The sequence below is a fragment of the Microbispora sp. GKU 823 genome, from assembly GCF_002027145.1.
GTDB classification, from domain to species: domain Bacteria; phylum Actinomycetota; class Actinomycetes; order Streptosporangiales; family Streptosporangiaceae; genus Microbispora; species Microbispora siamensis.
Genome location: NZ_MWJN01000106.1, coordinates 18,501 through 31,657, shown reverse-complemented (window position 1 = coordinate 31,657; position 13,157 = coordinate 18,501). Strand labels below are relative to the sequence as shown.

Sequence of the window (13,157 nt, the reverse complement as noted above, 5' to 3'; positions counted from 1 at the left end):
CGCCCGGCCTCGGGCCTGCGGCCGCGGGACGCGGGACCTCCGGACGAGGCGCCTGCGGACGGGCGGCCTCGGGGCGCGCCGCGTCCGGCTGGGACGCCGGCGGGTGAGGGCATCGGAACCGGACGCGGAGCGGGCCGCGGACCGGGCTTCGGGCCCGGCTTGGCCACCGCGCCGGTGGACTGGGAAACGGGCGCCTGCGGGGCGCCCCCGTTGGCCTGGCTCTCAGCCGGCCTCGGCGCAGGCTTCGGCTGCGCCGGACGGGCGGGCTTGCCCCCGCCCTTGGAGGCGTCACCCTTGAACGCCTCGGTCAATTTGCGGACGACCGGCGCCTCGATTGTTGAGGACGCCGACCTCACGAACTCGCCCATTTCGGTGAGCTTGGCCATGACGACCTTGCTCTCGACCCCGAACTCCTTGGCGAGCTCGTATACCCGGACCTTCGCCACTGCACTCCCTAACTCGGCCCGGGAGGCTCGCAGTGCCGCCGGACCGTCGCTACCTGAACGTACTCATCGCCGCGTGCTCATCAGGCGCTCATAGCAATCTGACTCCGCCCATCAACTCGGCGTCCTACATGACAATTTCGTGCCCTGGCTCCCGGAGCCGATACCGAGGGCCAGCGGTAACCATTCACCCGGACCGCTCCGGCGTCAACCCCTCCAAGTGAGCTTGCAAGAGCGACGTGTCAAGCGATCCCTCCGCGCGGAACGCGCGTGGGAACGCCCGGCGGCGCTCTGCGAGCTCCAGACAGCGCGGGGACGGGTGCAACGAGGCACCACGTCCCGGGAGCCGTCCTCGCGTGTCGGGGACGATCACGCCCTCGACCACGACCAGGCGGAGCAACTCGGACTTTACCGTGCGAACCCGGCAGCCCACACATGTTCTCAGCGGGGCTGCCTGGTAACCATATTCCAGCTTACCTTGCCGACGCATCAGCGGGATCAGCAGGTGCCTGCTCGGTGTCCGGCCGGATGTCGATCCGCCAGCCCGTCAGGCGGTTGGCGAGGCGGGCGTTCTGGCCCTCCTTGCCGATCGCCAGGGACAACTGGTAGTCGGGCACGATCACCCGCGCGGTGCGGCTGTCGGCGTCGACCACCTCGACACGAGAAACACGCGCGGGCGACAGGGCATTCCCGACGAACTCGGCCGGATCCTCCGACCAGTCGATGATGTCGATCTTCTCGCCGTGCAGCTCCGTCATGACGTTGCGCACGCGCGAGCCCATCGGGCCGATGCAGGCGCCCTTGGCGTTGACGCCCGGCTTGCGCGACCGTACCGCGATCTTGGTGCGGTGGCCGGCCTCGCGGGCGATGGCCGCGATCTCCACCGTGCCGTCGGCGATCTCCGGCACCTCCAGCGCGAAGAGCTTCTTCACGAGGTTGGGGTGCGTGCGCGAGAGGGTGACCGAGGGCCCCTTGGGACCCTTCTTCACCTGCACCACGTAGCAGCGGATGCGCTCGCCGTGCGCATACTCCTCGCCCGGGACCTGCTCGTTGTGCGGCAGGACCGCCTCGATCTTGCCGAGGTCGACCAGCACCACCCGCGGGTCCTTGCCCTGCTGGATGACGCCCGCGACCAGCTCGCCCTCGCGGCTGGCGAACTCGCCGAAGTTGACCTCGTCTTCGGCGTCGCGCAGCTGCTGGAGGATCACCTGCTTGGCCGTGGTGGCGGCGATCCGGCTGAAGTTGGACGGGGTGTCGTCGTACTCCCGCACGACCTCGCCGTTCTCGTCCAGCTCGGCGGCCCAGATGATCACGTGGCCCGTGTCGCGGTCCAGCTCGGCCCGCGCCTTCTGCGCCGCGCCCTCCGTGCGGAAGTACGCGATGAGCAACGCGTCCTCGATCGCCTTGACGACCAGGTCGAAGGAGATGTCCTTCTCCCGCTCCAGGCTGCGCAGGACGCTCATGTCAATGTCCACAAGGCTCCCCCCTAGCCCTCGTCGTCGGCGTCGTCGATGTCTTCGTCGACATCGAGGTCCTCATCAAGTTCGTCGTCGAGCCCGGCCTCACGCCGGTTGAACTCGACCTGCACCCGGCCGCGCACCAACTCGTCGTACGCGATGCGGCGCGCGCCGTCCAGCTCCACGCCGGTCTCGTCGGCCTCGGTCACGCGGCCCTCCGCGGAGGTGCCGTCACGCAGCTCCGCCTTCACCAGCCGCCCACGCGCCCGGCGCCAGTGGCGCGGCTCGGTGAGCGGCCTGTCGACGCCGGGAGAGGTGACCTCGAGGACGTACGGGCTGCCGCCGAGGACGTCCACCTCGTCCAGCCGTTTGGAGACGGACTGGCTCACGTCTGCCACGTCGTCCAGGCTCACGCCGCCGTCCCGGTCCACCACGACGCGCACCAGCCGCCGGCGACCCGCCGGTGTGACCGTGACGTCCTCCAGGTCGAACCCCTCGGCGGCGACCACCGGGCCGAGCAGCTCAACCAGGCGGCCGCGTCGAGCGTCGCTGCCCATGCCGACCTCCCAATGACCGTGTGGCTGTGACCGTGTGCCTAGCCCGATGTGCCAACAGCCTATCGACACCGGGAGGTGGAAACAGCGCCACACCCGAGCGGCGATCCGACACGTGCACGATCATCACGGGTCACGGGCGATGACCAGTGGGCGGCGCGCCGTACGATGCTGTGTCGTGAGACACAGCGGCGGGGCACAGGTGACGAGACGCGCCTTGCTGGGCTCCGCCGCCGCGGCCGGTCTGGCCGCGGCCGGCTGCTCCTCGGCCCCGCGGAAACCCGCCGCGCCGGCCCCTCCGGATCCGCAGACCGTGCTGCTCACCTCGCTGATCGCGGGCAAGGAACAGCTGGTGTCGCTCTACGGGCGCGCGGTCGCCGCCCTGCCCGGCCGGGCCGCCGCGCTTGAGCCGTTCCGTCAGCGTCACGCGGCCCATCTGCAGGCCCTGCGCGCGCTCCTGCCCGCCGGGAGCGGCACGGGAACGTTCCCCGCGAACTCTGCGCCTCCGCCGGCGTCGCCGTCAGGGTCGCCGTCCGAAAGCCCGTCCGCGGTCTCGGTCGGGGCGCTGAGGGACGCCGAGCGGCGCGCCGCGTCGGCGCGGCCCGCGCAGATGGCCACGGCCTCCCCCGCGCTCTCCCAGCTCCTGGCGAGCATCGGCGCGTGCGAGGCCGTCCACGTCGTCGCCCTGGGGAGGGTGCGTGACTGAGACCTCGGCCGAACCCGCCCGGGCACCGGCCGGAGACGCGCTCGGCCGGGCCCTGGCCGCCGAGCACGCCGCCGTGTACGCGTACGGGGTGATCGGAGGGAGGACGAGCGGCGCGCTGCTCAGGCGCGCCACCGCGGGGTTCGACGCCCACCGTGCGCGGCGCGACCAGCTACGCGCGCTCATCACCCAGCGGGGCGGCACTCCCGCCGAGCCGGGCCCCACCTACAGCCTGCCCTTCGCGGTGCGCAAACCGGCCGACGCGGTGCGCCTTGCCGTGCTCGTGGAGCAGCGGGTGACCACCGCCTACCTGGAGCTCGCCGCCGACCGCGACCCGGCGCTGCGGCGGATCGCCGCGCTGGCCGCGCAGGAGTGCGCGACCCGGGCGTACGGCTGGCAGCCGAAGATCGGCGACCCGTTCCCGGGCATGAACCGAGGCGGCGCCGACTTCGACGCCGCCGTCCCAGCCCCGGAGGCCGAGACCCCCGCGCCGGACTCCTCCGCATCGGACGGGTCCTCGGGGACGTCCGGTTCTGAGGAGGCCCAGCCGGAGCCGTCCGCGCCTGAAGGACAGTAACGCGCCGCCGCCCCGTGTGAGCACGGGGACGGCGGCGCAGGGCGCCAGGTGATCAGGGTGCCCGGTGATCAGGCCCGGCAGGCGGCCAGCACCCGCTCGACGGCCTCGTCCAGCGGGATCTCCTCCTTGGTCCCGGTCGCCCGGTCGCGCAGCTCGACCACGCCGTTGGCCAGGCCCCGGCCGACGATCAGCACGGTGGGCAGGCCGAGCAGCTCGGAGTCCTTGAACTTGACGCCGGGCGACACACCGGGCCGGTCGTCCACGAGCACGCGCAGCCCCCGCGCCTCGAGGGTCTCGGCGAGCGTGCTGGCGACCTCGATCTGGTTCTCCTTGCCGGTGCCGACGATGTGCACGTCGGCGGGCGCCACCTCCCTGGGCCACACCAGGCCCAGCTCGTCGTGGCGCTGCTCGGCCAGCACGGCCACCGCCCGGGACACGCCGATGCCGTACGAGCCCATGGTGATGCGGATGGGCTTGCCGTCGGGCCCGAGCGCGTCGAGCTGGGCGGCGTCGGCGTACTTGCGGCCGAGCTGGAAGATGTGGCCGATCTCGATGCCCCGGTCGATCGACAGCGGGTGCGCGCAGCGGGGGCAGGCGTCGCCCGCCCGCACCTCGGCGGCCTCGATCGTGCCGTCGGGCTGGAAGTCGCGGCCCGCGACGACGTGCGCGGCGTGCTTGCCCGGCTCGTTGGCGCCCGTCACCCAGGCCGAGCCCTCGACCACGCGCGGGTCGACCAGATAGGTGATCCCCAGGTCCCTGAGCACCTGCGGGCCGATGTAGCCGCGCACCAGGCCGGGGTGGCGGGCGAAGTCCTCGGCCTCGAAGATCTCCGGCACGCCGGGCGAGAGCGCCGCCTCCAGGCGCTTGAAGTCGACCTCGCGGTCGCCGGGCACGCCGACGATCACCGTCTTGACCTCGTCGGAGCCTGGCGTGCGTACCTTGACGACGAGGTTCTTCAGCGTGTCGGCGGCGGTGATCCCGAGACCGTGGTGCTCGTTCACGTACGAGACGAGCGACTCGATCGTCGGGGTGTCGGGCGTGTCGAGCACCTTCATGGGCGGCTGCGTGGCGGTGACGGCGGGCGGCGCGGGCGTGACGACGGCCTCGGCGTTGGCCGCGTATCCGCAGTTGTGGCAGGCCACGAAGGTGTCCTCACCGGTCGGGCAGGGGGCGAGGAACTCCTCGGAGGCCGACCCGCCCATCGCGCCCGACATCGCGAAGCAGATCCGGTAGTCGATGCCGAGACGCTCGAAGATCCGGATGTACGCCTCGCGGTGCATCTCGTAGGACCGCTTCAGGCCGTCGTCGTCGAGGTCGAAGGAGTAGGAGTCCTTCATGACGAACTCGCGGCCCCGCAGGATGCCGGCCCGGGGACGGGCCTCGTCGCGGTACTTGGTCTGGATCTGGTACAGCGTGACGGGGTAGTCCTTGTAGGAGGAGTACTCCCCCTTCACCATGTCGGTGAACATCTCCTCGTGGGTCGGCCCGAGGAGGTAGTCGGCGCCCTTGCGGTCCTTCAGCCGGAACAGCGTGTCGCCGTACTCGGTCCAGCGGCCCGTGGGCTCGTAGAAGTCCCGGGGCAGCAGCGCGGGGAACAGCACCTCCTGCGCGCCCATCCGGTCCATCTCCTCGCGCACGACCCGCGCGATGTTCTCCAGCACGATCTTGCCGAGCGGCAGCCAGGAGTAGATGCCGGGCGCGACGCGGCGGATGTAGCCGGCGCGGACGAGCAGCTTGTGGCTCGGCACTTCCGCGTCCGCCGGATCCTCACGCAGGGTGCGCAGGAACAGGGTCGACATACGCAGCAGCACGGCTACTCCTTGCTCGTGAGAGGTCTCCGACCTGAGAGACGAGACGAAGACGATGTGCTCCCAAGGCTATCGACTCCCAGGGCCCCACCGCCTCACGTAAACGACGGGCGGGTCGATATCAGTCGCCGATAATCAGCCACCGAGCAGTTCCTCCCAGTGCTGACGGGACCGCCCGCCGGTGCCGACGGGGCCGGCCGGGCCGTCCAGCGCGGCCGACAGCCGCCACAGGCCGGGCCTGGTCCGCAGCCGCTCCATGCCGAACGGGTCGATGGCCCGCAGCACGAAGGTGACGCCCATCACGTTCAGCATCGCCGTCGACGTGGTCGCCGGGCCCGCGGGCGCCGCCCGCACGGCGCCCGGGCCCGGCTCGCCGATCCGTTCCAGGAGCAACGCCGCCACTTCGGCGGCGTACGGGCCGTCGCGCCACTCGATGTGCCAGGAGCGGTCGGTGCCCCGCCACCACGTGAGGTCGCGGCACGCCTCCAGCGTCTCCGCCTCACCGGATAAGGCGGCCATGACCCGCCCCAGCGCCTCGTACCTGAGCCCGTCCGGCCCGGAGCCGTGCGGCGACGGCGCGTCGCCGCCGTCCTCGTGACCGTTCTGCGGGCCGTGCGCCGTGGCCGGTGAGGCCCCGGGCTCGTCCCGCCCCCCGCGGAGTCCCCTCATGTCAGGGAGGGTGCCACCGCCCGGCCTTCTCGTCCGCGGGTTTCCCCGTCTTTTAGCCCCACTGCCCACGGGCATCACTTTGATCGTGGCCGCCGGGTCGCCGCAACCCCACGAACCATCACAACACGGATGACAATCCGGCCCCACGGCACGGCGTTCCCCTGGCAGGTCGACCGGCGGTGATAAAGAATCACTGGTAGGGGACGCCGCCGCTGCTGGAGGCCATGGTGACACTGCGCGTCGCGATCGTCGGGTCGGGCCCGGCCGGGATCTACACGGCCGAGGCGCTGGTCAAGCAGTCGCACGATCCCGTCGAGGTGGACGTCCTCGAACGCCTGCCGACGCCGTACGGGCTCGTCCGGTACGGCGTGGCGCCCGACCACACGTCGATCAAGTCGATCGCCGGCTACCTGAGGAGGGTGCTGGAGACCCCGGGAGTGCGCTTCCTGGGCGGCGTCGAGCTGGGCGCGGACCTCTCGGCGGACGACCTGCTGTCCTGCTACGACGCCGTCGTCTACTGCACCGGGGCGATGGTCGACAGGCACCTCGGCGTCCCGGGCGAGGACCTGCCGGGCAGCGTCGCGGCGACCGACTTCGTCAACTGGTACTGCGGCCACCCCGACGTCCCGCCGGACACGTTCTCGCTCGACGCGGAGGAGGTCGTCGTCATCGGCGTCGGCAACGTCGCCGTGGACGTGGTGCGGATCATGGCCAAGACGGCCGACGAGCTGCGCGGCACCGACGTGCCCGAGGAGGTGCTCGACCGGCTGGCCGCCTCCAAGGTGAGGCGGATCCACATGGTCGGACGGCGCGGCCCCGAGCACGCGAAGTTCACGCTGAAGGAGCTGCGCGAGCTCGGCGATCTGCTGAACGCCGACGTCCTCACCTTCCCCGACGAGATCGCGGTCGCCGACCTGACCACGCTGTCGCGTCAGGTCAGGGGCAACGTGGACGTGCTTCGGTCGTGGTCGGAGCGCAAGCCGGCCGACCGGCCCCGCCGCCTGGAGGTGCGCTTCTGGCTGCGCCCCGTGGAGATCCTCGGCGTGTCCCGGGTCGAGGGCGTACGGCTGGAGCGGACCCGGCTGGAGAACGGGCGTGTCGTCGGCACCGGGGACTTCGAGACGATCCCGGCGGACATGGTGATGCGCTCGGTGGGCTACCAGAGCGTGGCGCTGCCGGGGGTGCCGTTCGACCCGGGGTTGATGACGGTGCCGAACGTCGCCGGCAAGGTGACGGACCGGCAGTACGTCGCGGGCTGGCTCAAGCGGGGGCCGACGGGCGTGATCGGGACCAACAAGTCCGACGCCGCGGAGACCGTGCGCACGCTGCTCGCCGAAGCGGTGCCGGGGACCGCGACCGCCCGGCTGGACGACCTGCTCGCCGCGCGCGGGCTGAGCCCGGTGACGTACGAGGACTGGCTCGCGATCGAGGCCGCGGAGGCCGCGCTGGCCGGCAGTCTGCGGAGGGGCGAGCGGGTGAAGCTGGTGGGCAGGGACGCGATGCTGGACGCCTGCGGCCGGGCGGCCCGGCCGGGGGGTGCGTCCTGACGGGTGTCGTGTCCCAGGGATGGCGCGGTCAGGACCAGTGGGCCGGCCGGTGGTAGCGCGCTCCCTCGCGGCCGGACACACGGTCGGGCAACTGCGACTGCCGGATGAGCGCCTCGCCGAGGGGAAACCAGGCGTCGCTCGCGAGGCGCAGGCCGTCCGAGCGCCTGCCGGGCGGGAAGACGGTGACGACCCGGGTCTTGCCGCCGCGCCGGGCGTCCACCTGGCGCACCGCCTCGATGGCCGCGCACAAGTCGGAGTCCGCCGACAGCAGCAGCACCATGTCCACCAGGTCGAGCGCCACGTCGCCGACCATGGCGGCGGCCAGGGCGACGTCGGACTGCTTCTCCTCGTAGGTCCGCCAGGAGACGCCGCAGGCCCGGCAGGAGGCCCGCTGCTCCTGGAAGCGTCCGAGCACCACCTCGACCCCCAGACTCTCCAGGACCGCGAGGTAGGTCTTCTGCCGCAGCAACGCGGCCGGTTCGCCGCGCACGTGCGCGCTGAAGTAGCGGACGGCCGTCAGCGTCTGCCCGGGCCTCAAAACACGCACGACTTCGGGAACGGGATTGTCGCGCACCGCCATCGGATCTAGCGAGGGGACTGCCGGATTCACCCGGCAGGGGAATCGCTTCCCTGATATCGTCTCCGCGTGCCCGGAAGGGCAACCGGTCAGGGCTTGGCCGTCGCCTACTCCGGCTTCCTCAGCCGGGGAAAGCGAGAAGCCGTCCTCTTGAAGGGACGGAGGAGTCACCGTCTCCTAACATGGAGTTACCGCGCCCGAGGTTACGTCCCCGGGCTCTACGGCCCCCAACTGGGGGCCGTTTCTTTTCGCTCAACCGTTCGAGGAAAAGAATAGCCAACGCTGCGTCGTCATGCAGCGACGTTGCGTGATTGCCCTCCCCGTGGCGGGACTCTGCGAGGATCGTCCCCATGGAGACGACGCTGACCGGCCCGGACGGGCCGCTCGACGGGCTGCTCGACGGCTTCGCGGGCGCCCATCGCGAGCAGCTCGCCCGGTTCCCCGAACGAGAACCCGCGTGGCAGCCGGTGCACACGGTGTACGTGCCCGCGGACCGGGTGACGGCGGAGATCGTCCAGCAGTGGCGCCACGCCGCCACCGACCTCCTCCACCGGCTCCTGTTCACTCCCGCCGAGCTGGCCGCGCTGTTCGAGCTCGACCCCGAGCTGGCCCCGCCCGTGCACGACCGCGTACGCAGGAAGCTGCACGCCGAGCCGATCGAGGACCTGCGGATCGACTTCGAGGACGGGTACGGCCTGCGCTCCCCCGAGGAGGAGGACCGGCACGCCGAATCGGCGGCGGCGGCCGTGGCCGCGATGCACGAGGCGGGCACGCTGCCCCGCAGGTGGGGGCTGCGGGTGAAGTCGTTCGCCGACGGCGACCCCCTGCGCTCGGTGCGCACGCTCGACGGGTTCCTGACCGGCGTCGTACGGCGGGCCGGCCGGCTCCCCGACGGGTTCACGGTGACGTTCCCCAAGGTCCTGATGGAGGACTACCTGCGGCAGTTCGCCGGCTGCCTGGAGGCGCTGGAGCGGGCGTTGCGCCTGCCCTCCGGCACCCTGCGCTTCGAGATGCAGGTGGAGGCCCCGCAGACCGTGCTCATGCTCCAGCGGTCGGCCGACCTGGTGCCCTCGCTTGGCGGCCGGCTGGCGGCCGCCCACTTCGGGGTGTTCGACTACACGGCCGCGCTCGGGCTGCCGCCGGACGAGCAGCGGCTCGACCACCCGGCCTGCGACCACGCGCGGCACGTCATGCAGACGGCGCTGTCGGGGACGGGGGTGGAGTTGTCGGACGGCTCGCTGGCCGCGGCCCCGGCCTCGGACGCGGCGGCCGACGTGCACGCCCTGCTGCGCAGGCACTCGGCGCTGGTGTCGCACTCGCTGGCACACGGCTTCTACCAGGGCTGGGACATGCACCCCTCGCACCTCGTCAGCCGGTTCACGACCGTGTACGCGTTCCATCTCGCCTGCTACGAGAAGTACGCCGACCGGGTGCGCGCCTGGCAGGAACGGCGCGAGGCGGCGGGGGGCGTGCTGGACGAGCCCGCGACGATCAAAACCCTGGTCGCCGCGCTGGCCCGGGCCGACCGCACCCTCTGCTGAGATTTGCCAGATCGGCAAGGTTTCTTGCCGCTCTCTCCGCCTGTGCCGCACTGTTCGACGGCAGACATCTGAAGCAGCCGTCGGCACAGGAGGCACGGGGTGGACGAGAAGAAGTACGACGTGGTGGTGGTGGGCGGCGGCCCCGCGGGGCTCGGCGGCGCCCTGGCGCTGGCGCGGGCGCGGCGGTCGGGTGCTGGTGGTGGACGCGGGAGAGCCGCGCAACGCGCCGGCCGCGCACATGCACAACTACCTCGGCCTGGACGGCACGCCGCCCGCCGAGCTGCGGGCGGCCGGGCGCGAGGAAGTCATCGGGTACGGCGGCGAGATCCTCGCCGGGCGGGCCGAGACCGCGACGCGGGAGGGCGACGACTTCCTCGTGACGCTGGACGGCGGGCGCGTCGTCCGGGCCCGCCGTCTGCTGGTGACGACCGGGGCCGTGGACGAGCTGCCCGACGTGCCGGGGCTGGCCGAGCGGTGGGGCCGCGACGTCCTGCACTGCCCGTACTGCCATGGGTGGGAGGTCCGCGACCGGCGCATCGGCGTGCTGGCCACCGGGCCGCTCGCCGTCGAGCAGGCCCTTCTGTGGCGGCAGTGGAGCGAAGACGTGGTGTTCCTGACCCACCACTGCCCCACGCCGTCCGAGGAGGAGGCCGAACGGCTCGCCGCGCGCCGGATCCCCGTCGCCGACGGCCCGGTCACGGGGATCGAGGTGACCGGCGACGCGCTCACCGGGGTGCGGCTGGCCTCCGGCGAGGTCGTCGCACTCGACGCGCTCGTCGTCGCCGCGCCGCTCACCGCCCGGTCCGGGGTGCTGGAGTCGCTCGGGCTCAAGCCGGTCGAGGTGGAGGCCGGCGGTCACGTGGTGGGCACCCGGATCGAGGCGGAGCCGACCGGGGCGACCGCCGTGCCCGGTGTCTGGGTGGCGGGGAACGTGACGGACGTGCGCGCGGTGGTGATCGCGTCCGCCGCCGCGGGCCTGGCGGCCGGGGCGGCGATCAACATGGATCTCATCGCCGAGGAGACCCGGGAGGCCGTCGACGCCTACCGGCACGAGATGCGCACGTTGTTCGAGGAGGCGGCCTGGGAGGAGCGCTACCGCTCCCGGCCGGCGATCTGGAGCGGCCGCCCGAACCCGCAGCTCGTCGCCGAGGCCGCCGAGCTGCCCCCGGGCCGGGCCCTCGACGTCGGCAGCGGCGAGGGGGCCGACGCCGTCTGGCTCGCCGCGCGGGGCTGGCGGGTGACGGGAGTCGACATCTCTGCCACGGCGCTGGAGCGGGCCGCCGCCCACGCCGCCGAGGCCGGCGCGGACGTCGCGGACCGCACCGAGTGGGTGCGCGCGGACCTGCGCGACCACGCCTTCCCCGAGGGCGCGTACGACCTGGTGTCCGCGCAGTACATGCACCTGCCGGGTGAGGCCAGGCGGACGCTGTTCGCCCGGCTGGCCGCCGCGGTGGCCCCGGGCGGCACCCTGCTGATCGTCGGGCACCATCCGTCCGATCTGCTCACCAGGGCCCGGCGGATGCACTTCCCGCAGATGATGTTCACCGCCGAGGAGGTCGCGGCGTCGCTCGATCCGGCCGAGTGGGAGGTCACGGCGGCCGAGGCCCGGCCGCGCACGGCGGCGGACCCGGAGGGGGGCGAGATCACCATCCGCGACGCCGTCCTGGTCGCCCGCCGCCGCGACTGAGTCTCAGAGCCGGGCGGTCACAACCGGTCGACGATGCGGCGCCAGCGCCTGACCCGGTCGGCGTCCACCGGCTCCCGCCACGAGCCCCGCACGGCGGTGCCCACGTGGAAGGCGCGGACGCCGTAGTCGAGCAGCACCGGGACGTGCTCCTCGCGCAGGCCCCCGCCGGCGAGCACGAGCGAGGCGTCCCCCGCCTCGGCCCGCGCGCGTAACACTCCGAGACCGCTGCCGACGCCTTCGGGCGAGCCCGACGTGAGGACGGTCGCCAGGTTCGGCAGCAGCCGTACGGCACGCCAGGCGGCCCGCACGTCGGCGGCGTGGTCCACGGCGCGGTGGAAGGTCCAGGGCAGCGGCGAGACCGCGTGGATCAGCGCGTCCGTCGCCTCCCTGTCGACCGACCCGTCCTCGGACAGGAAGCCGAAGACGAAGCCCGCCGCGCCGGCCTCGGCGAGTTCCTTGACGTGGCCGCGCAGCCGGTCGAGCTCCTCCGACGTCACAGTGAACCCGGCGTTGCAGCGGAGCATGACCATCTGCGGCAGCCCGCACTCGCGCGCGATCGCCGCGACGAGATCCGCCGAGGGGGTGAGCCCGCCCGAGTCCATGTCGGACACGATCTCCAGGCGGTCCGCTCCGCCCTCCTCGGCGGCCACGGCGTCACGCAGGTCGAGCGCGATCACTTCAAGGAGGGATCCCGTCATGAAGTGAACAGTATCCGGTCCCTTTGCGGTGCCTCACGGCATCCGCCCTGTTCAGCACTCGATCAACTCGTTGTGCGCAGTGATGTCAAGAACTCTCCAGGCTTGCGCCGCATGTCCCGAGCGCTGGGCCGGCACCGCCGGCGTGCGGCGATAGGACAGCGCGGCCGGGATCGCGGCGGAGGCGTCGCGCTCGAAGAGCGCGCCTGAGGCTCGGTGCGGCAGGTCGACGGTGCGGACGTGCCGGAAACCCGCCTTCCGGTAGTACGACTGCAGCCGGGCGTTGTCCTTGGCGCAGTCCAGCCGCAGGTACGGCCGGTCGTGGGCGGCGGCCCGCAGGGCGGCCCAGTCGAGCAGCGTCTCCCCCAGGCCCTGGCCCGAGTAGGTCCTGCTCACGGCGAGCTTGTGCACGTAGAGCGCGTCGCCGGGGCGGTCGGCGGGGGTCCAGAACTCCGGGTCGGCATGGCCGTCCACCGCGATCGTGGCGGCCGGCACCCGTCCGGCGTCCTCGCCGGCGTCCAGAAGGTACATGACGCCCTCGGCGATCAGCGGTTCGATGCGCTCGGCCGGAAAGCCGTCGGCGGGCCACTGCCGTACGCCGAGGCCGTTCAGCCACCCGGCGGTGCGCGCCAGCAGGGCGAGGACCCCCTGCAGGTCGGCCGGGGTGGCGCGACGCAGCGTGAGTTCCGTAACAAGATCCAGGGTGTTCGCAGGCATGCCTGATTCCTTTCGTGCCGACGGCGGCGATTTGATCACTGAGAGTGACGGCGGAATGCCGTACAGCGTCCGTCCGGAGACGGCGGACCCGCTAGGGCGCGCGGGCGCGGCGCGGTCCCCTGCCGGGGTCAGGACGGGAATCGCGGGAACGGCCCTCCGGAGGAGGGCCCGGCGGCCGGGGA

The 13,157-nt window shown here is 72.6% G+C and carries 14 protein-coding genes; 5 read left to right on the top strand and 9 right to left on the bottom strand.

The genetic code is table 11. The features are described 5' to 3' along the window. From B1L11_RS36490 to rimP, 4 genes are all read right to left on the bottom strand, one after another. On the bottom strand, nt 1-446 hold a 446-nt coding region (locus B1L11_RS36490; protein ID WP_179155495.1), incomplete at its 3' end, for a translation initiation factor IF-2 N-terminal domain-containing protein. 184 nt (nt 447-630) lie between these two features. Then, complete coding sequence (locus B1L11_RS36485) at nt 631-933, bottom strand: YlxR family protein (RefSeq protein WP_079319843.1); 303 nt, start codon at nt 931-933, stop codon at nt 631-633. After that, on the bottom strand, nt 917-1,906 hold the full coding sequence (nusA, locus tag B1L11_RS36480; RefSeq protein WP_204052673.1) for a transcription termination factor NusA: 990 nt from the start codon (nt 1,904-1,906) through the stop codon (nt 917-919). The genes B1L11_RS36485 and nusA overlap by 17 nt, the downstream gene beginning before the upstream one ends. 23 nt (nt 1,907-1,929) lie before the next feature. After that, nucleotides 1,930-2,457, bottom strand: a complete 528-nt coding sequence (gene rimP, locus B1L11_RS36475; protein WP_079319841.1) for a ribosome maturation factor RimP — start codon at nt 2,455-2,457, stop codon at nt 1,930-1,932. Nucleotides 2,458-2,632: 175 nt separating this feature from the next. Between rimP and B1L11_RS36470 the strand changes: the two genes are divergently transcribed. Together B1L11_RS36470 and B1L11_RS36465 are read left to right on the top strand one after the other, a co-directional pair. Next, nucleotides 2,633-3,160: a hypothetical protein gene (locus B1L11_RS36470; RefSeq protein ID WP_143737800.1), complete on the top strand. Its 528-nt coding sequence runs from the start codon at nt 2,633-2,635 to the stop codon at nt 3,158-3,160. Continuing rightward, nucleotides 3,153-3,734: a ferritin-like domain-containing protein gene (locus B1L11_RS36465; RefSeq protein ID WP_143737799.1), complete on the top strand. Its 582-nt coding sequence runs from the start codon at nt 3,153-3,155 to the stop codon at nt 3,732-3,734. The genes B1L11_RS36470 and B1L11_RS36465 overlap by 8 nt, the downstream gene beginning before the upstream one ends. Nucleotides 3,735-3,802: 68 nt before the next feature. Here the strand turns inward: B1L11_RS36465 and B1L11_RS36460 are convergent, their stop codons facing one another. Both B1L11_RS36460 and B1L11_RS47415 read right to left on the bottom strand, forming a co-directional pair. Further along, nucleotides 3,803-5,545 (bottom strand): proline--tRNA ligase, encoded by a 1,743-nt coding sequence (locus B1L11_RS36460; protein WP_179155494.1) that lies wholly within the window; start codon nt 5,543-5,545, stop codon nt 3,803-3,805. Nucleotides 5,546-5,677: 132 nt separating this feature from the next. Then, nucleotides 5,678-6,211, bottom strand: a complete 534-nt coding sequence (locus B1L11_RS47415) for a hypothetical protein (protein WP_179155493.1) — start codon at nt 6,209-6,211, stop codon at nt 5,678-5,680. 224 nt (nt 6,212-6,435) lie between these two features. On the opposite strand from B1L11_RS47415, the gene B1L11_RS36450 reads away from it, so the two are divergent. Next, nucleotides 6,436-7,758: an FAD-dependent oxidoreductase gene (locus B1L11_RS36450; protein ID WP_079319839.1), complete on the top strand. Its 1,323-nt coding sequence runs from the start codon at nt 6,436-6,438 to the stop codon at nt 7,756-7,758. A gap of 28 nt (nt 7,759-7,786) precedes the next feature. Here the strand turns inward: B1L11_RS36450 and B1L11_RS36445 are convergent, their stop codons facing one another. After that, the gene (locus tag B1L11_RS36445; RefSeq protein ID WP_179155492.1) at nt 7,787-8,305 is read right to left on the bottom strand and encodes an NYN domain-containing protein; all 519 of its coding nucleotides are present in this window, start codon (nt 8,303-8,305) and stop codon (nt 7,787-7,789) included. 380 nt (nt 8,306-8,685) lie between these two features. On the opposite strand from B1L11_RS36445, the gene B1L11_RS36440 reads away from it, so the two are divergent. Both B1L11_RS36440 and B1L11_RS36435 read left to right on the top strand, forming a co-directional pair. Then, nucleotides 8,686-9,876, top strand: a complete 1,191-nt coding sequence (locus B1L11_RS36440; protein WP_079319837.1) for an aldolase/citrate lyase family protein — start codon at nt 8,686-8,688, stop codon at nt 9,874-9,876. Nucleotides 9,877-10,066: 190 nt separating this feature from the next. Then, on the top strand, nt 10,067-11,563 hold the full coding sequence (locus tag B1L11_RS36435; protein ID WP_256863203.1) for a methyltransferase domain-containing protein: 1,497 nt from the start codon (nt 10,067-10,069) through the stop codon (nt 11,561-11,563). A gap of 17 nt (nt 11,564-11,580) precedes the next feature. Here B1L11_RS36435 and B1L11_RS36430 read toward each other — a convergent pair whose 3' ends face one another. Beyond that, nucleotides 11,581-12,261, bottom strand: a complete 681-nt coding sequence (locus B1L11_RS36430; protein ID WP_079319836.1) for a copper homeostasis protein CutC — start codon at nt 12,259-12,261, stop codon at nt 11,581-11,583. 51 nt (nt 12,262-12,312) lie between these two features. Beyond that, a complete protein-coding gene (locus tag B1L11_RS36425) occupies nt 12,313-12,975 on the bottom strand; it encodes a GNAT family N-acetyltransferase (protein WP_079319835.1) in 663 nt (220 codons plus the stop codon). Nucleotides 12,976-13,157: the final 182 nt, after the last annotated feature.

Excerpts from the sequence above, each read along its gene's own strand:
- B1L11_RS36485 (WP_079319843.1), bottom strand. The coding sequence starts at position 933 with ATGCGTCGGCAAGGTAAGCTGGAATATGGTTACCAGGCAGCCCCGCTG.
- B1L11_RS36430 (WP_079319836.1), bottom strand. The coding sequence starts at position 12,261 with ATGACGGGATCCCTCCTTGAAGTGATCGCGCTCGACCTGCGTGACGCC.
- nusA (WP_204052673.1), bottom strand. The coding sequence starts at position 1,906 with ATGAGCGTCCTGCGCAGCCTGGAGCGGGAGAAGGACATCTCCTTCGAC.
- B1L11_RS36450 (WP_079319839.1), top strand. The coding sequence starts at position 6,436 with ATGGTGACACTGCGCGTCGCGATCGTCGGGTCGGGCCCGGCCGGGATC.
- rimP (WP_079319841.1), bottom strand. The coding sequence starts at position 2,457 with ATGGGCAGCGACGCTCGACGCGGCCGCCTGGTTGAGCTGCTCGGCCCG.
- B1L11_RS36440 (WP_079319837.1), top strand. The coding sequence starts at position 8,686 with ATGGAGACGACGCTGACCGGCCCGGACGGGCCGCTCGACGGGCTGCTC.
- B1L11_RS36425 (WP_079319835.1), bottom strand. The coding sequence starts at position 12,975 with ATGCCTGCGAACACCCTGGATCTTGTTACGGAACTCACGCTGCGTCGC.
- B1L11_RS47415 (WP_179155493.1), bottom strand. The coding sequence starts at position 6,211 with ATGAGGGGACTCCGCGGGGGGCGGGACGAGCCCGGGGCCTCACCGGCC.